The following is a 23,590-nucleotide window of genomic DNA, read 5'->3' as shown; positions in this document are numbered from 1 at the left end:
AGGCTCGCCTATGACAAGAATGCGATATGTAAAGATGGACCGGATCATGAACCACATGCTGATCCATGCACTCCGGGAAGTGTTCCGGCAGGAAAAAGAACAGGGGCTTCCGGTGGATACCACACGGGATCTGGTTCTGAAGCTGGCAGAGCAGGAAGAGGGAAAGCTCTACCTGACAGAAGCCGAACACAGCAAATCCGTGGAAGCCTTAAACCAGCTCCGGGACACATACCTGAAAAACGGACGCTATTCCGATGGGATCGATAGCGTCCTCTTAAAGATCATGAAATCCAGATACCGCCCATACCGTGGAAGGGGAAGATGAAGAAAGGATGTGGTACAAATATACAGAAATATGACACAAGAAAGAATAGAAGCCATGCGGAGAAGATATCCGCCGGGAACCGAGGTCACGCTTAACAGCATGGAGGGGGAGAGCCACATGCCACCCGGCTTAAAAGGTAAGGTGGATATGGTAGACGATGCGGGGCAGATCCACGTAAACTGGGAGAATGGAAGCAGCCTTGCCCTCGTTCCGGGAGTGGACAGCTTCCACATTACGGACCTGCCAAGAGCAGAGAGGCCCAAACAGCAGCCATCCCGGTAACAAACAGCCGGAAGTCAGACTGGGTGATTTGGCTTGCCGGACTGCCTGTCATCTGGTGGGTAGCAATCCTGCTTGCGGATGCCATCCAGCCGGGCAGGAATCTTTTCGAGCTGATGGGGGTTCTCACAGAAAAGCTGAACCATCCCTTCCAGTTTCATTATACGGAATATACCATCAAGTCGGTGCTGGTCTGCACGTTACTTTACGCAGCCGGGATCGGCATTTTTTATTCCAGTCAGAAGAACTACCGCAGAGGGGAAGAACATGGCTCTGCCAGATGGGGCGATGCCCGGCAGATCTGTAAGAAATATAGCCAGAAGCCGTACTCCCAGAACATCCTGCTGACACAGAACTTCCGCATTAGCCTTGACACCCACAAGCACCGCAGATGTCTCAACATTCTCGTAGTGGGAGGCTCCGGTGCAGGAAAATCCAGAGGCTTTGCCCTACCAAACATCATGCAGTGCTGCTGTTCGATGGTCATCACCGATCCGAAAGCCGAGCTGCTCCGAAAGACAGGCGGTCTGCTGGAAAAGAAAGGATATGAGGTGCGTGTCTTTGACCTCATCAATCCCGACACATCTTTTTGCTACAATCCATTCGAGTATGTCCACGATGACAAAGACGTGCTCCGTCTTATTTCCAATCTGATACAAAACACCACACCCAAAGGTTCCCAGTCCTCTGATCCCTTCTGGGAGAAGAGCGAAACCGCACTGCTTCAGGCACTGATGCTGTATCTGCTCCACGAAGCTCCGCCGGAAGAACAGAACTTCGCCATGATCATGGAGATGTTAGGCTCGGCACAGGTAAAAGAAGAGGACGAGGACTACGAGTCCCCTCTGGACATTTTGTTTGACCGTCTGGAGATGCGGGACCCGGACAGCATTGCCGTCAAGCAGTATCACATTTACAAGCAGGCGGCAGGAAAGACCGCCAAGTCCATCCTGATCAGTGTAGGTGTCCGGCTGGCAGCCTTCAATCTGCCGCAGATCGCCAAGCTGACCAATACTGATGAACTGGATCTTTCCAGCATGGGAGAAAGAAAAGTTGCCCTTTTCTGCTGTATCCCGGATGCAGACACCTCTTTGAATTATCTGGTAGGCATGATCTACAGCCAGCTTTTCCAGACGCTTTATTACATGGCAGACCGTGTGCATGGCGGTGCCCTCCCGGTTCCGGTCAACTGCATCATGGATGAGTTTCCAAACGTATCCCTGCCAAATGAGTTTGAGAAGATCCTGGCAACCTGCCGATCCCGTTCCATTTACTGCAGCATCATCATGCAGAACATGAGCCAGCTAAAGGCTCTGTTCAAGGACTCCTGGGAAAGTCTGGTGGGCAATTGCGATGAGTTTTTATACCTGGGCGGCAACGAAAAAGAGACACACAAATATGTATCAGAATTACTGGGGAAAGAAACCATAGACACCAATACCTACGGGCAGACCAAAGGAAAATCCGGCAGCTACTCCACCAACTTCCAGCAGAGCGGAAGGGAGCTGTTACAGCCGGATGAAGTCCGTATGCTGGACAACCAGAATGCCCTTCTGTTTATCCGTGGGGAGCGGCCCATACTGGATGCCAAGTATGACCTGATGAAGCATCCCAATATCCGGTATACCGAGGACGGCGGTGCCGGACCGTTCAACTATGCGAAAGCACCGCTGGCGCATGACGATTTTATGTTTGATGAAACAAGATATGACGATTACGAACTGCTTCTGGATGAGGACATCATCGGGGAGCTTTTTTGATGGGAGGAATGCCAATGAATTTACTGAAAAATAAGAAACACACAGAAACCAGGAAAGAGACCGCACCGCTGAAGATGAAGAGAGGGCAGAAGAAACTGTTTGCTCTGTATGCAGTCATGGTACTGTCGATCTGCATTGGGGCGACCTGCGTTTATGCCGCAGGCGATCCGCTGACCGTAGTCAATAACCTGTCCACGTTTATCTTTTCCCTAATCCGTGCCATTGGCCTGATCCTGCTGGGATTTGGTATCGTGCAGGTCGGCCTGTCCTTAAAGAGCCACGATCCGAGCCAGAGGGCAAACGGATTTCTGACACTGGCAGGCGGTATCATCATTACTTTTGCAAAAGAGATCCTGGACCTGATCATGGGATAGGAGAAGAGACCAGAAGGGGAGCCATGCGAAATGCCGGCTCCCTGTTCACTTTTGCAGGATGGGAGGTGAAACTGTTTGAGTGATAACTGGATCGTACAGAATCTAAATTCTGCCTTGCAGACCTGGAGCGACAAGCTGGCTGAGATCTGGACACTGCTGACGCAAAGCCCGGAGAATTTCAAGGGCGGGGCGATCTGGAGCGTGATGACGAACATCAACGGTGGACTGAAAGCCATCGGGTACGGCCTGCTGGTTCTGTTCTTTGCGGCGGGGCTTGTGAAAACCTGTGGGAGCTTCACGGATATGAAAAAGCCGGAACATGTAGTGAAAGCCTTTATCCGTTTTGCACTGGCACAGGGAGCCGTCATGTCCGGTATGGAGCTTTTGACCGCGATCTTTTCCATTGTGCAGGGCATCGTAACAAATATCATGTCCCACTCCGGGATGGCGGGTGGAACTGTAACGGAGCTGCCCTCGGAGATCGTGGACAAGATCGAAGCGGTGGGGATGCTGGAATCTATCCCTTTGTGGATCGTAACTTTATTAGGAAGCCTGCTGATTACGGTATTGTCATTTGTCATGATTCTGACTGTATACGGGAGAATGTTTAAGCTGTATATGTACACAGCCATCGCACCGATTCCATTGGCAACCTTTGCCGGGGAGCCAACCCAGTCTGTAGGAAAGAACTTTATCCGTTCCTACGCTGGGGTATGTCTGGAAGGAGCCATCATCGCACTGGCCTGCATCATCTTTTCGGTGTTTGCATCAAGTCCGCCGGCCATCGGGGACACCAGCCTGTCCGCCGTGACCATTGTCTGGAATTACGTCGGGGAACTGGTATTTAACCTGCTGGTACTGGTCGGGGCAGTCAAGGCATCCGACCGTATCGTAAAAGAAATCATGGGATTATAGGAGGCGAAAAAAATGGAAGAACCAAAGACACTGAGCTACGACTGGCAGTATGGCCGGGAGGAATTATTTCTCAGGGTAGACAGTTACATGAGCGATGACAATCTCTATATCGGGCTTTACCATATGGAAGATGGATACCCGGAAAGCTTTGCAGACCTTACGGTAAACCTGCCTTTTGCTCCGCTGGGCGGTATCAATGAAGCCTATATCGACCACAATTTCAGCAAAGAAAAGCTTCGTTTTATAAAGCAGCATAAGCTGGGAACGATACAGCCGGATACCGCATCCTCCGGTTACTGCATCTTCCAGAGGGTTGCATTCGACCTGAAAAAACTGGCAGAGCTTGATCCGGAAGGAACAAAAAGATTTATGGAAAGAAATGGCATCCGGCAAAGGGATGTACCAAAACAGAAACAAAAGAAAAAACAGAGATTACAAAGAGAAAGGTAGAAAACAACATGGAAGTGAAAATGAATAAAGAAATCCGAGACTATCAGGAGTCAATGTTCTGGGGCTTAAGTTTCCGGCAGTGCCTATTTTCGGTACTGGCGATTCTGGCAGCCCTTGGTATTTATTTCCTCACCCGGAAATATGCCGGGGAACAGGTAACCGGATGGCTGTGCGTGCTTGGGGCGGCTCCCTTTGCAGCCTGCGGCTTTTTCCGTTACCACGGCATGACGGCAGAACAGTTCGCATGGGCAGTCATCAAATCCGAACTGCTGTACCCGAAATGGCTGGTATTCAAATCAGAGAACCTGTACTTTTCCTGCATGGAAGAGAGCCTGCGGCTGGGTGAAAAGATGATGGGAAACGGAGCGGAGCTTCTGGAGAAGAAGCGGACGAAACAGAAGAAACCAAAGAAGCCAGGAGGAAGGGGTGATGCCTTTGATTAAAACCCTGAGTCAGACACTGAAACAGGACAAAGAAAAATTCAAAGTACCGAGGTCTGTCCAGCAGGCGATCCCGATCCGCAAGATCTGGCCGGACGGTATTTTTCAGGTGGAGAGCAAGTATTCCCGGACATTCCGGTTTACGGATATCAACTATTCCATTGCCAGCAAAGCGGATAAGACAGAGATGTTCCTGGACTACTCCGAACTTTTAAATGCACTGGATTCCGGCTGTACGGCGAAGATTACCCTGAACAACCGTAAGATCAACAAGGAAGAGTTTGAGCAGTCCCTGCTGATTCCAATGAAAGGAGATGGACTGGACGAGTACCGGAAAGAGTATAACGATATGCTCCTTTCCAAGATTTCCGGTACCAACAACAGCATTTACCAGGAACGCTATCTGACCGTCAGCGTCCACAAGAAGAACATCGATGAAGCCAGGACATACTTCGCCCGTGTGGGAACGGATATCATCACCCATCTGGCCAAGCTGTCCTCCATCGGGGAAGAGCTGGATGCAGAACAGAGGCTCCAGATCTTCCGGGACTTTTTCAAGGCAGACGTTCCGCAGAGCTTTCCGTTTGACATGAAAGCCTTTGCGAAAAAGGGACACAGCTTCAAGGACTGGATCTGCCCGGACACGATGGAGTTCCACAACGACCATTTCAAGCTGGGCGAGCAGTACGGCAGAGTCCTTTTTATGGAAGATTACGCCAGCTATGTGAAAGACGAGATGATCTCCGAACTGTGCAGCCTTGGCAGGAATCTGATGCTGTCTATTGACATCATCCCGGTACCAACAGATGAAGCAGTGCGTGAGATCCAGAACCGACTGCTGGGCGTAGAGACCAACGTAACGAACTGGCAGAGACGCCAGAATGCAAACAATAATTTTTCCGCCGTGGTTCCCTATGATATGGAGCTTCAGAGAAAAGAAACCAAGGAGATGCTGGACGACTTGACTACCAGGGACCAGAGGATGATGTTCGGTATCCTGACAATGGTACATATGGCAGAAAGCGAGAAACAACTGGATTCTGATACGGAAACCCTGTATTCCATTGCAAGAAAACACCTCTGCCAGATGGCAACCCTGAAATGGCAACAGGTCGATGGACTGAATACCGTCCTGCCGTATGGTCTGCGGAAGATTGATGCGGTGCGTACCCTTACCACAGAGTCCACTGCCGTCTTGATTCCGTTCCATACACAGGAGATCATGCAGCCGGGCGGCATTTATTATGGGCAGAATGCAGTCAGCAAAAATATGCTGGTGGCAGACCGAAGAAAGCTGTTAAATGGAAATTCCTTCCGACTGGGAGTCAGCGGTTCTGGAAAAAGTTTCTCGGCAAAAGAAGAGATCGTAGACCTTGCCCTTTCCACGGAAGATGACATCCTTATCCTCGATCCGGAGTCCGAGTTTGCTTCACTGGTGGAAGCCTTAAACGGCGAGGTCATCCGAATCTCGGCAACGTCCGATACCCATCTGAATGCACTGGACATGGACTCCGCCTATGGCAATGACCGTAACCCTCTGATTGAAAAGTCCGAATTCATCCTGTCCCTGTTTGAGCAGCTCGTAGGAGCCGGGAACCTTTCGGCAAAGGAGAAATCCATTCTCGACCGCTGCACCGCAGACGTGTACCGGGATTATATGAGGGGCGGATACCAAGGGCAGGTGCCGACCCTAAAGGATCTGTACCGACAGCTCATGCTCCAGCCGGAGGAAGAAGCCAGAGGGCTGGCATTGTCTTCGGAACTGTTTATTAACGGAAGCTTGAACACCTTTGCCCAGGAAACCAATGTCAATACGAAGAGCCGTATCATCGATTATGACATCCGGGAGCTGGGCGAACAGCTGATGCCACTTGGAATGTTGGTCACACTGGATTCCATTTTTAACCGTGTGATCCAGAACTGGAAGAAGGGAAAAACGACATGGATCTTTGCGGATGAGTTTTATCTGCTGTTCCGCTATGAATACAGTGCAGACTTTTTCTACCGCCTGTACAAGCGTATCCGTAAGTATTCGGGATTTGTGACCGGGCTTACCCAGAATGTAGAGGAACTTCTGAAATCCGATACCGCCCGCCTGATGCTGGCAAATAGTGAGTTCCTGATCCTTTTGAATCAGGCAAGCACCGACCGGGACGAGCTTGCGGCACTTCTGAATATCTCGGACAACCAGTTATCCTACATCACCAATGTGGGTGCCGGCCACGGCCTGATCCGCTGCTCCGGGAATCTGGTGCCGTTTGAAAATTCGTTCCCAAGAAATACAAAGCTGTACCGTCTGATGACGACCAAGCCGGGCGAAGCGTAAGAGCAGTACAGACCGGGACTGGAGGTGAGAGATGAAGAATATCAAAACCAAAGAAGTCACAACAAAACCAAAGACTAAAAATCCTGCCTCCAGAATCCCGAAGGAGCTGATGCGGACGGCCATACTGGAGAGCAAGGAAAAGTCCCAGACCATCGCAAATGCCAGGGATAATGACATGGAGGAACAGTCCCCATCCGAGTATGCCAGTGGAAAAGTCGCATCCGCAGAGGAATGGGCTGCCAGAAAGTCTAGCAGAACTGTAACCAGCGCCGGAAAGACAGCAGCACAGACTTCCTACGAGAAGATCAAACTGAGAGTTACTGGTAAAAAAGAAGCGCAGAAAGAAGCCGCCAGAGGAACAGGGGACACACAGGCTCCCGATCCGGTCAGTCGGGAAGCACCGAAGCAAAAAAAACGGGAACAGGAGGCATCCCGTGTGAAGGTCAAGGAACGGGAAAACCAGGAAGTCCAGATTCAGAAAGCCAAGCGGCAAAAGGCGATTTCAGATGCCGTCAAAACGAAAGAACAGAAGATCCGGGCAGCTAGGGAGACACCAAGAATCCAGAATGGACAGGAAATGTCGGAAGGTGGATCGCTTTCCATCAAAAGACAAAACCAGAAAAGCAAGGCCGAAGATACCGCAAGGCAGAATGCCATCCGCCAGAAACAGCCGGAAACCATCCGGATCAAGGAAAAGCCACGGAAACAGTTGGAGCCGAAGACCATACAGCGGCGTACTATTAAGACCGTCCCTCCATCTGTGAAGATCAGCATCCAGCCAGAGCAGAAGCTTCGGGTGGCCAGTTCCAACGCCTTGACAGCCCGGATGCAGAAGCAGATGGAACGAAGGGCAGCGAAGCAGGCGGCGAAGAAAGCCGCCTTGCAGACTTCCGATGGAGTCCGCCGGATACAGAAAACGGCAAGGGCAGGAGAGAATACCTTCAAGGCAGCTAAGGCCGCTGTAGAAGCGGCAGCGAAAACGGTGCAGTCCATGATGGCTGCACTGGGAGCCGCCGGAGCGGTCATGGTTCTGCTTCTGGTTATCATGGTCGGGATCATTGGCGGTGCGGCATTCTCTGGAAGCTCAGAGAGCAACGAAGCACTCAGCCAGGAAGTACTTTCCTATACGGCAACCATCCAGAAATACGCCAACCAGTATGGAATCCCCGAATACGTTTCCGTGATACAGGCAATCATGATGCAGGAATCTGGCGGCCGGGGGACCGATCCCATGCAGAGCAGTGAGTGCCCATACAACACCCGGTATTCCAACAGCCCGAATGCCATCCAGGATGCGGACTACTCCATACAGGTAGGAATCCAGTATTATGCGGACTGCCTAAGAGAAGCCGGATGCACCAGTCCACAGGACATGGACAAGCTGAAGCTGTCCCTGCAAGGGTATAACTACGGAAACGGGTACATAACGTGGGCGATTCAGAAATATGGCGGCTACAGTGCAGAAAATGCCATGCAGTTTTCCAATGAGCAGGCTGCTTCGCATGGCTGGAGTGCCTATGGTGATCCAGAATACGTCCCTCACGTTCTGCGGTATTATTCCAGCGGCGGATTGTTTGCCGGCTTGTTTGGAGGCAACGGCCAGATCGTATCCGTGGCACTTACCCAGCTTGGAAATGAAGGAGGCCAGAAGTTCTGGTCATGGTATGGATTTGACAGCCATGTGGCGTGGTGTGCCTGCTTTGCCAGCTGGTGTGGGGATCAGGCAGGACTGATCGAGAGCGGCAAGATGCCGAAGTTCTCTCTGTGCGATGACGGAATCGCATGGTTCCAGAGCAAGGGGAAATGGAAGAGCAGAGGATACTCGCCAGCACCCGGAACCCTGATCTTCTTTGACTGGAACGGGGACGGAACCTCAGACCATGTGGGAATCGTGGAGAAAACTGAGGGAAGTACCGTATATACGGTAGAGGGAAACTCCAGCGATGCCGTGAACCAGAGAAGTTATGATATCAATAACGGAACAATCATGGGATATGGCATACTTTGAAAATTAATATGTTGACTCTTAGAGAGTAGTCAATAGTTTAGATTACCTTGACTAAAAAACAAATATAAAGTATTATGTGATTAGCTTCAACTAACTAGAAAAGGAGGGCGCACAATGACAAACCAATATATGACGAAGCTGTATCACGATCTGCTCTCCAACTCTCCGCAGACAGTGACAATAGATATTCCGGCTGATATGGGAACAGGTCAGATTTCGCAAGTTGTTACAAAGCAAGGAGCTGTTGTATCAGACTGGAAAATGAACTATTTTTCAGATATGAATGTGCAGGGTGTAAGCTGCGAAGATTATATTCAACTTTTATTCTGCTTCAATGATGGCGTATCGTGGAATATTGCAGATGCACGTCAAAGTGTCAGCATCCAGAAAGGCGAATCCTGCATTTATCGGGGACATGGTAAAATGGAATATTTGTGTTATTCTGGGAAGAAAGATTTCCTTTTTAAGAATATAAAAATTCCCATGCCATATTTTCACAAAATTTTGAATGACTACTTTGAAGATAGTGAAATAAACGCTTATGAAAAGAAATTACTGACAGGGATTTCAAAAGTGAGCGTTACCCCGTATATGGAGCACATTTTTGCGGAGGTAAAAGATTTTACGCAATACCGAGGTGGTTTAGGGTATCTATTCTTGGAAAGTAAAGTTTTTGAATTGCTGTCTGTATATTTAAGTGAAGTATTGGAACTCAGTATTCTTTCATCGAACCATATTAGCATTTCCAAAAGTGACAGGGATTCGATTACCGAAGCAAAAAGGATTATTGACAGTCAGCTTGCTTTTGCACCAAGCTGCGAGGAATTGGCGCGGCAGGTCAATATCAGCACTTCAAAATTGACGAAGGGCTTTTCCTCCCTGTTCGGAACATCGGTTCATGCGTATGTCATCGACCAGCGGTTAGAAAAGGCGGCAAGCCTGCTGTTAGAAAGTAATTTGAATGTCAGCCAGGTGGCTATACTGGTGGGATATTCAAAAGCGAGCAATTTCGCAGCGGCGTTCAAAAGGAAATACGGAGTGAATCCGAAAAACTATAAAGCAGAAGCTAAGATTGGATAAATGCAAAAATACTGATTTTGGGTAGAATAAAATTGGTTTTGGGTTGGAATCGTGGGCGCAAATTGCTATTATATGTGGTGTGGTTAGAAGAAGCTAACCGCACCACATTTTCATTTTCTCAGAGATAAGGAGGATACTGGTATGAGTTCCCAGAAAAAAAGTTCCCGGCTTGAGGGAAAAGATTTAATTACTATCGGCATCTACACCGTCATCTATGTCGTGATTGTTATGCTGGTGGCGATGCTTGGCTTTATCCCCATTTTTATTCCGCTGATGGCGGTGCTGTGCCCTTTGATTGGCGGCATCCCCTATATGCTGTATGTTACAAAGGCTAAAAAATTCGGGATGACTGCAATCATGGGTTTCCTGATTGGCCTAATCATGGTGTTCTTCGGCAACGGCTATCTTACTATGGTAACTGGTCTCGTTGGCGGCCTGTTGGCCGACGTGATCCTGAAAAAGGCGGACTACAAAAGTGCAAAGAGTACAGTTCTTTCCTGCGGCGTGTTCAGCATCTGGGTGTTTGGCAACTTTGCTCCCATTTTCCTGAACCGTGAAAGCTATATGGTAATGTTGACTGAAGGATACGGCGCTGAATATGCAGCTACCCTTAATACATATATGCCTATGTGGATTGCGCCTATTCTGCTGATTGCCTGCTTTGTGTTTGGCCTTGTCGGAGGTGTGATTGGGAAAGCTATTTGCAAAAAGCACTTCCAGCGTGCCGGTATTGCATAATGGCGCGGGAAATTCTGCTCAGCAAAAAAACAGAACAAGGGTTACGGCTCGATCCGCGTACAAAACTGTTGCTCATCTTCATCATAAGCATTTTTGTCATGGGTGGAACAGGCGGAGAAGCTATGGGGCTGATCCGCCTTGTTCTTTGTACAGTTCCGGCTATATTGCTGCTTACCCCGAAACAATGTGCAAAAGCTGTGGGCTATATTGCTGTGTTTTCTGCTTTTTATGCTGTTCAAATTTATGTTTTGCCGCACCTTACGGGAATATTGAATTTCCTCGTTCTGTTTACAACAGGATTCTTCTGCCGAATCCTTCCCAGTGTTGCGATTGCTGCCTATGCGGTGAAAACAACAACGGTCAGTGAATTGATTTCCGGCATGGAAAGAATCCATATGCCTAAAGAAGTGACGATCCCCTTAACGGTCATGTTCCGCTTCTTTCCAACTGTCTTTCAGGAGTCAGAAGCAATCAGTGACGCTATGAAAATGCGTGGGATTAAACTTGGAGGGAAAAAATCTTCAAAAATATTGGAGTATAAGCTGATCCCGATGATTACCTGCTCCGTGAAAATCGGTGAGGAACTTTCCGCTGCGGCAATTACCCGTGGCCTCGGTGCTCCTGTCAAACGCACAAACATTTGCCAGCTTAAATTCAATTTTGCCGATGTGGTGCTGATCTTGTTTTGTTGCTTTGTAGTGTTTTGGGCGATTGCTTCCCCGATAATTTCCGCAGGAGGGATTTTGCCATGATAGATTTTCAAAATGTTTCTTTTTCTTATGGTGAAGAATCCAGCGGCGGAGGGATTAGAAATGTCAATCTCACCATAAACACAGGGGAATTTGTTTTACTCACGGGAGAATCCGGCTGTGGGAAAACAACGATTACCCGTTTGGTAAACGGGCTGGTGCCTCATTATTACGAGGGCAATCTAGAGGGTGATGTCCTTCTGGACGGAAAAAGCGTATCAGATACGCCGCTTTATGACTTGGCTGCTATGGTGGGATCTGTATTCCAGAATCCCAAAAGTCAGTTTTTCAACGTGGATACGGATAGTGAATTAGCCTTTGCATGTGAAAATTTAGGCTATCCTCAGGAGGATATCCTGAAAAGGATTGACCGGACAGTTTCCGATTATCATATTGAAGATTTGATGGGGCGAAGCGTGTTTGCTCTGTCCGGGGGCGAAAAGCAAAAAATAGCCTGTGCTTCATCAAGTGTATTGCTGCCGGGAATTATGGTCCTGGACGAACCATCTTCTAATTTGGATATGGCTGCTATTGATGACCTGCGGCAGGTCCTGAGCCTCTGGAAAAAGCAGGGCAAAACAATTCTGATCGCAGAACACCGCCTTTACTACCTTCACGATCTTGCAGATCGTGTGCTGTATGTAAAAGATGGGGAGATTGAACGGGAATACACGCCTGCTGAATTTGACAGCTTATCGGATGGCACTCGAAAAGAAATGGGGCTGCGGCCGTTTTCTCTCTCGAAGTTGAAGCCTGCGAATCAGTATCAGGCGCATACAGCTAAACAGATGGAATTTCAAAATTTCTGCTTTGCGTATAAAAAGCGGGAACCGGAAAGCCTCCATATTCCGAGTGCAGAACTGCCGGTTGGAGAAACGATTGCCATTATCGGTCTGAATGGCGCTGGAAAATCTACTCTGGCCCGCTGTATTTGCGGACTGGAAAAGAAGTGTGGCCTTTTGCAGGTTGACGGGAAAACCCTTGATTGGAAAGCCCGGCTCAAACATTGCTACATGGTAATGCAGGATACCAGCCATCAGCTATTTACCGAAAGCGTGACGGATGAAGTGCTTCTGAGCATGGACAACAAGGATGAAACTGTTGTGGATAAAATCCTTAAACAGTTTGATCTGCTGGAATATAAAGACAGGCACCCGCTTTCTCTTTCCGGCGGGCAAAAACAGCGGGTAGCGATCGCGTCTGCCATTGTGAGTAACCGGGAGATCATTGTGTTTGACGAACCAACCAGCGGGCTTGATCTCAAACATATGCGGGAAGTTGCGCGGAGTTTGAAGTCACTCGCGGATCAGGGCAAAACGCTTCTTGTTATTACGCATGATCCGGAGTTGGTGATGGCGGGATGTTCGTATGTAGTCCATATGGAAAAAGGGCAAGTAAAAGAAAGCTATCCATTGGACGAATCCGGCAGTAAAAAGGTTTTGGATTTTTTCCGAATCCGCCAGTGAATTTTAGAAATTATGAATGTCAGGGCCGCCTTGACTGGACAGAAAGATAATGATAAGAGGCCGCTTTACTTTGGCGGCCTCTTGTTTTTGAAGCACAGACAGTACGGCTCAATATAAGGAGGGCTTATGTTCAAAAAAATCTTTGAGTACGCAGGGCCATATAAGAAAAATATGTATGTGGCCACGGTTGTCGTACTGGTCAGCGTTCTTATGGGCGTCCTGCCTTTTGTGCTGGCCTATCAGGTCATTTCGCCATTGGTTATGGGCGATTCTGTTGAAACAGAATTTGTTTTATTGCGTGTTATAGGGGTTTTGATCTGTCTTGTTTTGCAGGCGTTTTTTTATGGATGGGGATTATCAATTTCTCATAAAGCAGCATATAACACATTGTTCCGGCTGCGGGTATCTCTGCAAAAGAAGTTTGAGAAACTTCCCCTTGGCATTGTGGAGGAAAAAGGGACAGGGACAATCAAAAAGCTGTTTGTCGATGATGTGGACAGCTTGGAATTGCTCCTTGCTCATTCAGTCCCGGAGGGTATCGCAAATTTACTGATCCCGCTGGTGATTTATGTTGCTATGTTTTGTGCGGACTGGAAACTGGCTCTTATGTCTTTGGCCTCTATCCCGATCAGCCTGCTCTCCATGGTCATTATGTACTCTGTTGGAATGAAGCGCATGGGTCCCTACTATCAGTCTGCACAGAAAATGAACAACACGATCATTGAGTACATCAATGGTATGGAGGTTGTCAAGGTTTTCAACCGGGAGAGTGAATCTTACGAGAACTTCCGCAAGGATGTAACGGACTATCGGGATTATACCTTGGCATGGTATAAGGCCGCCTGGCCCTGGATGGCGATATACGGAAGTCTACTGCCCTGCACTGTTATTCTGACTTTGCCTCTTGGGGCATGGTTTGTTCTCTGTGGCATAAGCACTTTACCTGATTTGATTTTAGTCCTCTGCCTTTCCCTCAGCATTGGGATTCCTCTCCTGAAAGCACTGGGCTTTATGGAGACGATTCCGAATCTGAATTATAAGATCACGGCACTTGAACAGATGTTAAATACGGCACCGCTGCAAGCTGCTGAGGATGATTTCCACGGACAGGATTTTAACATTTCTTACGATCATGTTTCCTTTGCGTATCAGACGACACAGCCTGGCCCAGATGGGAAACCGATAATAGCGGAAAACGAAGTCCTCCACGATATTACCTTTGTGGCACAAGCAGGACAAAAAACTGCCCTGGTTGGTGAATCCGGTTCTGGCAAGAGCACCCTTGCAAAACTGTTGATCCACTACTATGACCCGCAGAAAGGGAGCATTTCCATTGGCGGGCAGAAACTTTGTGATATGAGCCTGGAGGCATTGAACAGCCGCATTTCCTATGTGGCTCAGGATCAGTACCTGTTTAACACCTCCCTGCTGGAAAATATCCGTCTTGGACGTTTGGATGCTACCGATGAGGAAGTAATGGAGGCGGCGAAGAAAGCCCAGTGTATGGAGTTTCTGGAAAAGCTGCCGCAAGGTATTCACTCCATGGCGGGCGATGCGGGGAAAATGCTTTCCGGGGGGCAGCGCCAGCGAATTTCCCTGGCGCGGGCAATATTGAAGGATGCCCCGATTGTAGTGCTTGACGAGGCCACGGCCTATGCTGATCCAGAAAATGAGGAAAAAATGGAGGCTGCTATTGCGGAGCTGGTGGAGGGAAAAACCTTGGTAGTTATCGCTCACAAACTTCCCGCTATAATGAACGCAGATCAAATATGCGTTATGGATCACGGAAAGATGGTGGCAACCGGAAAACATCAGGAGCTGATTCAAGCTTGCCCAGAATACCAAAAGTTGTGGAAAGCGGCTCAGGACAGCGCCGAGTGGAAAGTATCTACTGCAAAGGAGGGAAGATAAATGTTTGCATTGATTTCAAGAATCCTGAACCTCTCCGGGAGGTATAAAAGCCGTATTCAGGCTGCATTTCTATGTGCATTTGTCGAGTCCATTCTCTCCAAAATGCCGATCTTCATGGCGTTTATTGTCTTGGCCGGGTTTGCTGATAATACGCTGACTGGAAAGACCTGTCTGTTTGTCGGACTTGGATTATTAGCTGTTGTAGTGGTTCAGACAGTGGTTCACTATTTGAGCGACCGTCTGCAAAGTGCCGCTGGATTTATGATCTTTGCTGATAAACGGATGGAGTTGGGAAATCATTTAAGAAAAATGCCGATGGGTTACTTTACATCGGGGAATATTGGAAAAATCAGCTCTGTTCTCAGTACGGATATGGTATTCATTGAGGAAGTTTCTATGAGTACCATTGGCAACATGATGAGCTATATGCTGTCTACTTTGGTTTTAGCTGTTTTTATGTTCGTACTGGATTGGAGACTTGGGCTGATTGCGGTAATCATTACCTTGCTGGCATCACTGGTTGCAAAATATATGAATAAGGTTTCCTTCAAGGAGGCTGTCGGGCGTCAAAACCAAAGCGAGAATTTGACGGATGCGGTCTTGTCTTTTGCTGAAGGAATTGGGGTTATCAAAAGTTACAATCTGCTCGGAGAAAAATCTGACGAATTAACGGAAAACTTCAAAAAATCAAGGGATGTCAATACGAAGTTTGAGCAGAAAATGACACCGTGGACCACTGGCTTAAACATTCTCTATGGCGTGGGTATTGCCGCTATCTTCGGTTTATCCGTTTTTTTACATCAGGAAGGCGTACTCTCCCTGGCTTATCTTTTGGGCGTGCTGCTGTTTGTCTTTGATCTCTTTGGACCTCTGAAAGCTCTTTATGGAGAAGCAACCCGACTAACCGTTATGAACGCTGCCCTTGATCGTATTGAAGCGGTATTGGATGAACCGGAACTTTCCGACAACGGCAAGCAGCATATTCCGGCTCAGGCACAGCCGGGACAGCCGGAAGTCCTGTTCAACGATGTTACATTTGCTTATCAGGATAAAGAGATTCTGCATCATATCAGTTTTGCCATGAAGAAAAATTCTATGACAGCGCTGGTTGGACCGTCCGGTAGCGGTAAGTCCACCATTGCAAACTTGCTGGCGCGACTTTGGGATGTAAAATCCGGCAATGTGACGATAAGGGGCGTGGATATTCGCAATGTACCTCTGTCGGAATTGATGGATCAGATCAGCATGGTATTCCAGCGCGTGTATCTGTTTCAGGACACCATTTACAACAATATCATCATGGGAAAGCCGGATGCCACGGAAGAAGAAGTCTATGAGGCTGCCAGAAAAGCCCGCTGCTATGATTTCATTATGGCTTTGCCCGACGGATTCCAAACGGTGGTTGGTGAGGGCGGTGCAACACTTTCCGGCGGCGAAAAACAGCGTATTTCGATTGCCCGCTGTATTCTGAAAGACGCGCCTATTGTCATTTTGGATGAAGCTACCGCAAGTGTAGATACGGACAATGAAAGCTATATTCAGGAGGCTATTTCCGAATTGGTGAAGGGAAAGACCCTGCTTGTAATCGCTCACCGCCTAAATACCATCCAGAACGCCGATCAGATTTTAGTTATAGACAACGGCCAGATTGCACAGCAAGGAACCCATGAGGAACTTTTGAAACAGTCTGGTATCTATCAGGATTTTGTCAATATCCGAAAGAGTGCGGCTGGCTGGAGTCTTGCTTAATGACGAAAGGAGCTGCCTATGAAACTTCATACTGCCGGAGAGGATTATTTGGAGGCCGTGCTTATACTTCAAAAGAAGCTCGGTATGGTGCGTTCCGTGGATGTTGCTCGGTACATGGAGGTTTCAAAACCCAGCGTATGTTACGCAGTAGGAACTTTACGAGAGGGCGGTTTTTTGACAACAGACGAAAACCATTATATACACCTGACCGACCTTGGCCGGGATGTGGCTGAAAAAATTTACGAACGCCATTGCTTTTTTACCTATCAACTTATAGCCGTTGGAGTTAATCCACAAACTGCAGAAGTTGATGCTTGTCGCATGGAACATGCAGTCAGTGATGAAAGTTTTCAAAAACTGAAAGAGCATGCGATGAGAGGGATTGCTGCACAAAAAATTGACAATACATTTGATAATTTTCCTGTGAAGAAATAGAAAATGTTGCTTTGCTAAAATAGATTAAATATGAAAGACACAAAATACAAGATATTAGCATATTTTGACAATCAATCATATCGAAAACTATTCAATGAGATAAACTCAGATTATGCAGAAAATCTACAAATTTTACTGCATAATTTGAGTTTATTTTCTTATGATGTGCTTATAATAGGAGTGATCCTTTATAAAGAGAACATAAGTAATATTATATCTGCTATTAGAAAGATAACGCAGATACCAATTATTATTTTGACGGATACTTCTTCTTTATTGTGTATGTCATGGAAAAAAGAATTAATATACGCTGGTGCAGACTGTGTAATGGATATAAATAGCACTACAGAAGAAGTAGATCTGCAGATTTTTTCATTGGCACGACGAAATAATAAACAAAAAATAACTCAAAAGCAATCCGAAACGATGATTGATAAAGGAAAACTTGTAATGGATCATAAGAAACATAAAGTATTTTGGAATGATGTAGCGTTACATTTAACACGACAAGAATATAATTTTTTATACTTATTAGCAGCGACACCGATGAGAGTATACACGTTTGAACAGATTTACCAGCTTGTCTGGAAAGATTATCCTGTTGGTGATATTAAAAATATCATCTGGTGTCAGGTAAAGCGACTGAGAAAAAAGCTGAATGTTGTTGAAGATGGTGCTGGGAATTGTATCGTCAGTGTCAGGGATATAGGTTACAAATTTGAATTGAATAAAGAAAACGAACAACAGTAAGGCGAATGATCCGTAAAAAGATTATTCGTCTTATTTTATTTATTCTGGAAAGAAGGTGATAAAAACTGACCGTCAATTGACAGTTTCCTGACCGTTAACTGACAGGTGCATCCGATACACTGTGCCTTTGTAAAGATATGATTACAAAGGAGATCCGTGTTTGCAGGGAGACAGCAGAGATGCCGGACATTCCTGTAGACAGGAAGAACGAGCCAGGTCACCGCCACACTCCGATTTGATTTCGCAAAAATTCAGATCGGAGGAAAACATAAGTGGCTTACAATAAAGCAAAAGAAGAATATAGATGGAACCAGTGGAAAGCAGAGGAAGAGAAGATCCTGCGTGAACAGGGCGTGGATGAAGAGACGATCCAGAAGCTTCGGGAGTATGACTGGGACGATTTCAATGCAGAGCGGAGATTCCGGGAACACCAGACCTCGCTTCTGGACTGTATGGAACTGCTCCTAGAAGAAAAAGAAATCGAAGTGTCCCAGCCAGAGAGTGTAGAAGCTCTTCTGGATACCGTGGAAAATGAAGAACTGCTTCAGATCCTGTTATCGACTGATAAGAAAACCCTTCAGATGATTGTCCTGAAGATGATGGGATATGCACCAAAAGAAATCAGCCATCACATGGAACTGCCGGAGCAGACGGTTTATACAAGACTGCGAAGGTTACGGGAAAAAATCAAAAAGTCCATGAAATTTGAATAAAACGAAAGGATCTCATCGGCTGACTATTAGAACGAACAGACAGGAGGATTGATGCGATGGATGAAAAAGAAGCATCTGGAATGCAGGAAGAAATGATGACAGTATTGGTAGTCGAGCCGATGAAAGTACCCTATGTCAAGAACATTCCGAACGAACTGGAGGATCTGCAGCAGGCAGTAGGCGGTGACATTGAAATGACCTATCCGTTTGATGATGAAGTTGGAATCCTTTTAAACGGCAATGGAAAATTTGAGGGATTGCCACTGAACCGGGCGTTATATGATGATCATGGACAGGTCTATGATGCGATAGCCGGGACTTTCCTTGTAGTAGGGCTGACAGAAGATGATTTTACTTCGCTGACACCGGAACAGATTGAAAAGTTTAAAGAAAAATACCAGTCACCGGAAATTTTTACTCTGTTTAACGGAGAACTCCATGTGATGAAGATGCCGCCGGAAGAAGAAAAAGAACAGAAAGAAAGCCGGAAGAACGATGCAAAACAAAAGAATCCGGCAAAGAAGAAAAACAGATCCGGGGATGCAAGATAAAATATTTTTTTGTGAAGTGAATAAAAAAATACACTGCCATCGGCTAGTAAGCAGAGGGACATCCCTCGGCTGTTCTTTGGCAAGTGAATATCGGCACTACAGGTACGTTCCCAACCGTAGAAGCGTGACAGTATGAGCGCCATGATTAAGTATAGGGTAAAGATTCTTAGACTTGGAGCGAGAAAGCATAGCTGTGAATAAGGCGGTGGCAGCCTTTCGCCAGGATCACGGATGGGGGATAATGATACACGTTACCAGCCAGAGAGCGGAAGATGGACTCCGGGTTGTAATCAGAAAGACCCCTAGGACATCTGTGAGCGGCGGCAGGCCAGCCGCCCGCCTGTAGTGTCCCCTTTCCCAGAAGAAATACAGGAATAGTTCCGGGGGTGCGAGGTCAAATGCGGAACAGCAAGATAAAAAAGAAATCAATGAAGAAGTGTGTCGTTGATATCAGATACCATGCGGCTGTAGGAGACTACAGCCGTATTCTTGTGGTATTAACGTCACATCAAGGGGAGAGAACAGATGGAAGAAACAAAAAGAAGTGGAATGAGCAAGGATCAATTCTGGAATCTGATTGAAAAAGCAAAGGAAGTGTGCGGCACCGATCTGGATGCTTCGGCAGTGTGGATCAAGCAGCAGCTCTTCTATATGACACCGGAGGATGTCCTCCAATTCCACAATCTTGTTTACAGTTACCGGGATGCGGCTTATAAGTACGGCTTATGGACAGCGGCAGGTATTATGATGGAAGCAGGGTGCAGTGATGACAGTTTTTCCGATTTTCGGATGTGGCTGATCGCCCAGGGAAAAGAAGTTTATCTGAATGCCTTAAAAGATCCGGATTCCCTTTCCGGCGTGACTCCGTATGGGTACTGTAGTTTTGAAGCGTTGGGATACATCTCATCGCAGGTCTACAGTGCCATGAAAGGGAAAAATATCTATCAGGACAGTACGGCAAGAATGCAGATGGAATGTTATGAGCAGGTGATCCGGGATATTGTGTACCATCCCATGATCGAGTATCCGCTGGAATTACCGGAAGCAATGGTGGTATATCCGAAACTCTGTGAATGCCATTTGTCCGAGCAGGTAAGGAAAGCTCCTCAGAAAGTAAGGACATGGAATGTTTCCCGGACGGATATCCGAAGGATGATGGCAAGAGGGAATGCTGCCATAAAGAAAATGCAGGAACAGGGACAGAATACACCGGAAGCGACCAGACCCGTCCGTAAGGGTACGGTAAGATAAGCTTTCTGGCAAGGAGAAGTAATGTGTTATAAAAATGAATATCAGAAAAGGGCACATGGCGAAGTGGAACAGATCTTTCGGGAGCTTCTCCCGGAAGCCGGGCTTCATGTAAGGGAAGAACAGATCCGTCTCTGCCATGAAATGCTGGATGCCCTTATGAAAAATGAAATCACGCTCTGTGATGCAGGCGTCGGCATCGGAAAGACCTATGCCTATCTGACAGCCTGCATCCTGATGCGGAAATATAGTGTACTGCATTCCGGTTATTCGGGATGTGACAGGCGGTCTGTAGTGGTATCCACTTCCAGTATCGCCTTACAGAAAGCCATCATAGAGGAATATGTTCCTTTCTTATCGGATGTACTGTTAAAAGCAGATCTGCTTCAGGGAGAATTAAAAGCAGTCGTCCGCAAGGGAAAGGAACATTTTGTATGCGATTACAGGCTGGCCCAGAGATTAGAGGCAGTCCGGGACAAGAATAAAAATCAGGCACAGATGGAGGCATTGAAGTCCCTCCGGCATAACTTTGATTTAGATTCCGTACATAACCTGAGCGGTTTTGACCGCAGGCTGGTGTGCGTACCAAAATTCTGCCCTAGGGAGTGTCCGGGAAAAGTAGAATGCCGTTATCAGAAGCATCTGGATAGTTCCAGGAAAGAGGACATTTTTTTACAGATTTGCAATCACAATTATCTTCTGGCAGATGCCGTGCACCGGGCAAATGGGTACCGGCCGCTTCTGGCAGATTACAGGGCTCTGGTTGTGGATGAGGCCCATAAACTCCCGGAAGCCGCCAGCCAGATGTATGGAAGAAGCATTGGAAGGGAAGATGTGCAGGAGATTGCTTACTTTTTAGGCAGAGAGCATAAAGGCACGGATGGAAAACGGCTGATGGAAGGGTTTTCTGCACTTCAGGCGGAGATCCGAAAGCATCGGAAAGATGGCACAGAGGACATGGCTGGAAAAGAAAGTTTTTATTTTCCGCCGGGAGCTGGCACAGCCTTAGCCCAGATGCAGGAAAGGCTTCAGCTTATGATCAAAAGGCTTGCCGGGAATATTCCTTACTGGATCTTTCGGCGGATGGAAGAGATGGAAGAGCTGTTCGGATGGTTTTTAAAGAACGACAAGCGATATATTTTGTTTTTACAGCAGGACAGCCGGGGACATTTAACCTTTATGGCAGTCAACCGGGAGATCCCGAAGTATCTGGATGCGACTTTATGGAGCCGGGGATTTCCGGCGATCTTAACCAGCGGCACCTTAAAAGCCGGGAACGGGTTTGCAAGAACCAGACAGATGACCGGGCTGGAAAAAGAAACGGGCGTCCGGGAGTGTGTGGCAGAATCCCCATTCTGTTACAAAGAGAACTGTCTGCTTTACATCCCGGAGCATTTAAGACCTATGAAAAAGGGAAGCAGGGAAGAGGCCGAGCAGCTTGCCGGGCAGATCCGTGATCTGGTGTGTTCCACTTACGGGCATACGCTGGTACTGTTCACATCTTATACCCTGATGGGAAATGTGCATCAGCTTTTGCGGGATCAGATCCCGTTCCCGATGGTGCAGGTATGGAGAAACTCCCAGGAAGAGATTGCACGGTTTAAGAAGATGGAGAATGCAGTGCTGTTCGCAGCCGGCTCCTGCTGGGAAGGTGTGGACTTTCCGGGGGACATGGTATCGTCTCTCATCATCGTAAAACTGCCATTTTCTGTTCCGGACCCCATTCATGAAGCACAAAAGGAGCAGTACCGATCCCTGGAATCCTACATCCAGACCATCGTAGTCCCGGATATGCAGAAGAAGCTGCGGCAGGGATTCGGCCGGGCAATCCGCACGGAGCAGGACACCTGCGTTGTGTCCATTTTGGATCACCGGACAGCAAAGAAAGGCAGGTATCGGAGTGATGTTCTGGAAGCACTGCCAAAGTGCCAGATGGCAGAACGGATCGAAGAAGTAGAAAATTTTATCCGAAGCCGGAAAGTGGAGCGGTACTATAGCTGAGAACATCCGTGGCGTTATTGGTTCTGCCCAGATCCGGGTAGCAGACAGGACAAAAAGTTTAGTGGTATTTCAGGGGCGGTTTGGAGCGAATTGGTGGTATTGGTGATAGCTTTATTGGCATGAGTTGGGTATACTGTGTATAGCGTTAGAGGAAAGGAGGCAGACAACATGAAGCGATATAAAGTGGAAATGCAGCGAGAAGGTTCCGTAAAATATTTCTTTATACGGGATATGGAAACACTGGAAATTGTGTTGCTGCCAAGCAAGTATCTAATGCATCAGGTGCGGGCAAACCGTTCCCCGAATACTATACGGAGAAATGCATTTGCCCTTGCCTACTACTGGGAATATCTGCTGGAAGAAGAACATGAAGCAGAAGATGTCTATGGAATGGATTACGAAACGCAATATGATTTTTTCGCAGAATATCTGAAATGGCTGAAAGCTGGGAAACATACCGACAATTTGGATAAAGAACCGCAGAATAAAACCTGTAACGCTTACTTAAAAGAAGTGTTCAGGTTTTATTCTTTTTTAGAAGTAGTCAGAAATAACGGTTCCTGCCTGTCGGTATTATCCTATAATCAGCCGATCACAAAGGCAAATGCCATCGGGGTCAGAAGAACCATCCGCTCCCGGTCATTTAAAGGATACTTAAAAGAAGAGGAACGAAACGTCCGGGCAGCCGAACGGAACGAAATCGTAACGATTTTAGAAGCCTGTACAAACTGCAGGGATCAGGTGTTGATCTTACTGACATCGGAACTGGGATTCCGCATCGGTGAAATTTTGGGAATTGATTATACCAAAGACATCGATTACGAAAACCATGAGATCCGGGTAGACTTCCGGGATGATAATGAAAACGATGCAAGAGCAAAAAATGCCGAAGAGCGAAGAGGACGGGTGAGCGATGATACCTTTGAATTCCTGCTTTATTATATCGGGGAATACTGGGACATCCTGCAAAAACAGGAATACCTGTTTATTAACATCAAAGGGGATACCATAGGGAAGCCGTTAAGAGTAGACAGCGTCTACGATATGTTTGAACGCATGGAGAAAAAGACTGGGATCAAGATCACACCGCACATGCTTCGAAGATATTATGCAAATACGAGGTGGGAAGCAGACTGGCCGCTGGAAATGATCAGCCAGGCACTGGGACACAAGCATCTCGATACAACCATACGATATCTGAATGTTTTAGATGACAAGCTGAAAACAGCAAGTCAGGAATTTTACCGCCGATATTCCAAACTTTACGGAGTAGAACAGTTTTTGGAAAGCAGGAGGTGAAGATAGATGCCGGCAAGAAGGGT

At 47.2% G+C, this 23,590-nt stretch carries 22 protein-coding genes; all 22 read left to right on the top strand.

All coding sequences use genetic code 11. The features are described from left to right. The first annotated feature begins 10 nt into the window (after positions 1–10). The gene (locus tag DWY63_RS13485; RefSeq protein WP_015513376.1) at positions 11–325 is read left to right on the top strand and encodes a hypothetical protein; all 315 of its coding nucleotides are present in this window, start codon (positions 11–13) and stop codon (positions 323–325) included. 30 nt (positions 326–355) lie between these two features. Further along, positions 356–607: a DUF4314 domain-containing protein gene (locus tag DWY63_RS13480; protein ID WP_015513377.1), complete on the top strand. Its 252-nt coding sequence runs from the start codon at positions 356–358 to the stop codon at positions 605–607. A 23-nt stretch (positions 608–630) separates the two neighbouring features. Then, entirely contained in the window at positions 631–2,364 is a 1,734-nt protein-coding gene (locus DWY63_RS13475) for a VirD4-like conjugal transfer protein, CD1115 family (RefSeq protein WP_117802432.1), read from the top strand. Then, the gene (locus DWY63_RS13470; protein ID WP_015533374.1) at positions 2,364–2,738 is read left to right on the top strand and encodes a hypothetical protein; all 375 of its coding nucleotides are present in this window, start codon (positions 2,364–2,366) and stop codon (positions 2,736–2,738) included. Before DWY63_RS13475 ends, DWY63_RS13470 begins: the two co-directional genes overlap by 1 nt. 75 nt (positions 2,739–2,813) lie before the next feature. After that, entirely contained in the window at positions 2,814–3,653 is an 840-nt protein-coding gene (locus tag DWY63_RS13465; protein WP_008400038.1) for a hypothetical protein, read from the top strand. 12 nt (positions 3,654–3,665) lie between these two features. After that, a complete protein-coding gene (locus DWY63_RS13460; protein ID WP_015513380.1) occupies positions 3,666–4,103 on the top strand; it encodes a DUF4313 domain-containing protein in 438 nt (145 codons plus the stop codon). Between the two features lie 8 nt (positions 4,104–4,111). Then, a complete protein-coding gene (locus tag DWY63_RS13455; RefSeq protein WP_117802431.1) occupies positions 4,112–4,546 on the top strand; it encodes a PrgI family protein in 435 nt (144 codons plus the stop codon). Further along, positions 4,539–6,869 carry a VirB4-like conjugal transfer ATPase, CD1110 family gene (locus tag DWY63_RS13450; protein WP_330415493.1) on the top strand — a complete coding sequence of 777 codons (2,331 nt, stop codon included), beginning with the start codon at positions 4,539–4,541 and terminating at the stop codon, positions 6,867–6,869. The genes DWY63_RS13455 and DWY63_RS13450 overlap by 8 nt, the downstream gene beginning before the upstream one ends. A 31-nt stretch (positions 6,870–6,900) precedes the next feature. Continuing rightward, a complete protein-coding gene (locus DWY63_RS13445; protein WP_117802429.1) occupies positions 6,901–8,877 on the top strand; it encodes a lysozyme family protein in 1,977 nt (658 codons plus the stop codon). A 114-nt stretch (positions 8,878–8,991) separates the two neighbouring features. Continuing rightward, positions 8,992–9,957, top strand: a complete 966-nt coding sequence (locus tag DWY63_RS13440; RefSeq protein ID WP_117802428.1) for a helix-turn-helix domain-containing protein — start codon at positions 8,992–8,994, stop codon at positions 9,955–9,957. A 141-nt stretch (positions 9,958–10,098) separates the two neighbouring features. Further along, entirely contained in the window at positions 10,099–10,695 is a 597-nt protein-coding gene (locus tag DWY63_RS13435; RefSeq protein WP_117802427.1) for an MptD family putative ECF transporter S component, read from the top strand. Continuing rightward, positions 10,695–11,447, top strand: a complete 753-nt coding sequence (locus tag DWY63_RS13430; RefSeq protein WP_117802426.1) for an energy-coupling factor transporter transmembrane component T — start codon at positions 10,695–10,697, stop codon at positions 11,445–11,447. The genes DWY63_RS13435 and DWY63_RS13430 overlap by 1 nt, the downstream gene beginning before the upstream one ends. After that, positions 11,444–12,910 (top strand): ABC transporter ATP-binding protein, encoded by a 1,467-nt coding sequence (locus DWY63_RS13425; protein WP_117802425.1) that lies wholly within the window; start codon positions 11,444–11,446, stop codon positions 12,908–12,910. Before DWY63_RS13430 ends, DWY63_RS13425 begins: the two co-directional genes overlap by 4 nt. A gap of 126 nt (positions 12,911–13,036) precedes the next feature. Continuing rightward, positions 13,037–14,821: an ABC transporter ATP-binding protein gene (locus tag DWY63_RS13420; protein ID WP_117802424.1), complete on the top strand. Its 1,785-nt coding sequence runs from the start codon at positions 13,037–13,039 to the stop codon at positions 14,819–14,821. Then, positions 14,822–16,570: an ABC transporter ATP-binding protein gene (locus DWY63_RS13415; protein ID WP_117802423.1), complete on the top strand. Its 1,749-nt coding sequence runs from the start codon at positions 14,822–14,824 to the stop codon at positions 16,568–16,570. An 18-nt stretch (positions 16,571–16,588) separates the two neighbouring features. After that, entirely contained in the window at positions 16,589–17,005 is a 417-nt protein-coding gene (locus DWY63_RS13410; RefSeq protein ID WP_117802422.1) for a metal-dependent transcriptional regulator, read from the top strand. A gap of 30 nt (positions 17,006–17,035) precedes the next feature. Beyond that, positions 17,036–17,755: a winged helix-turn-helix transcriptional regulator gene (locus DWY63_RS13405; RefSeq protein WP_117802421.1), complete on the top strand. Its 720-nt coding sequence runs from the start codon at positions 17,036–17,038 to the stop codon at positions 17,753–17,755. 272 nt (positions 17,756–18,027) lie between these two features. Next, complete coding sequence (locus DWY63_RS13400) at positions 18,028–18,468, top strand: ECF-type sigma factor (protein WP_117802420.1); 441 nt, start codon at positions 18,028–18,030, stop codon at positions 18,466–18,468. 56 nt (positions 18,469–18,524) lie between these two features. Continuing rightward, positions 18,525–19,019, top strand: a complete 495-nt coding sequence (locus DWY63_RS13395; protein WP_117802419.1) for a DUF3846 domain-containing protein — start codon at positions 18,525–18,527, stop codon at positions 19,017–19,019. Positions 19,020–19,544: 525 nt separating this feature from the next. Continuing rightward, positions 19,545–20,270, top strand: coding sequence for a DUF4240 domain-containing protein (locus DWY63_RS13390; RefSeq protein WP_117802418.1), 726 nt, complete (start codon positions 19,545–19,547; stop codon positions 20,268–20,270). Positions 20,271–20,291: 21 nt separating this feature from the next. Further along, complete coding sequence (locus DWY63_RS13385; RefSeq protein WP_117802417.1) at positions 20,292–22,268, top strand: ATP-dependent DNA helicase; 1,977 nt, start codon at positions 20,292–20,294, stop codon at positions 22,266–22,268. Between the two features lie 168 nt (positions 22,269–22,436). Then, positions 22,437–23,567: a tyrosine-type recombinase/integrase gene (locus DWY63_RS13380; protein WP_055155791.1), complete on the top strand. Its 1,131-nt coding sequence runs from the start codon at positions 22,437–22,439 to the stop codon at positions 23,565–23,567. Positions 23,568–23,590: the final 23 nt, after the last annotated feature.

The organism is Blautia sp. AF26-2 (genome assembly GCF_003460955.1).
In the GTDB taxonomy this organism is placed as follows: domain Bacteria; phylum Bacillota; class Clostridia; order Lachnospirales; family Lachnospiraceae; genus Fusicatenibacter; species Fusicatenibacter saccharivorans.
Note: the sequence above shows the minus strand (reverse complement) of the source record. Positions and strands in the feature narration are given on the sequence as shown.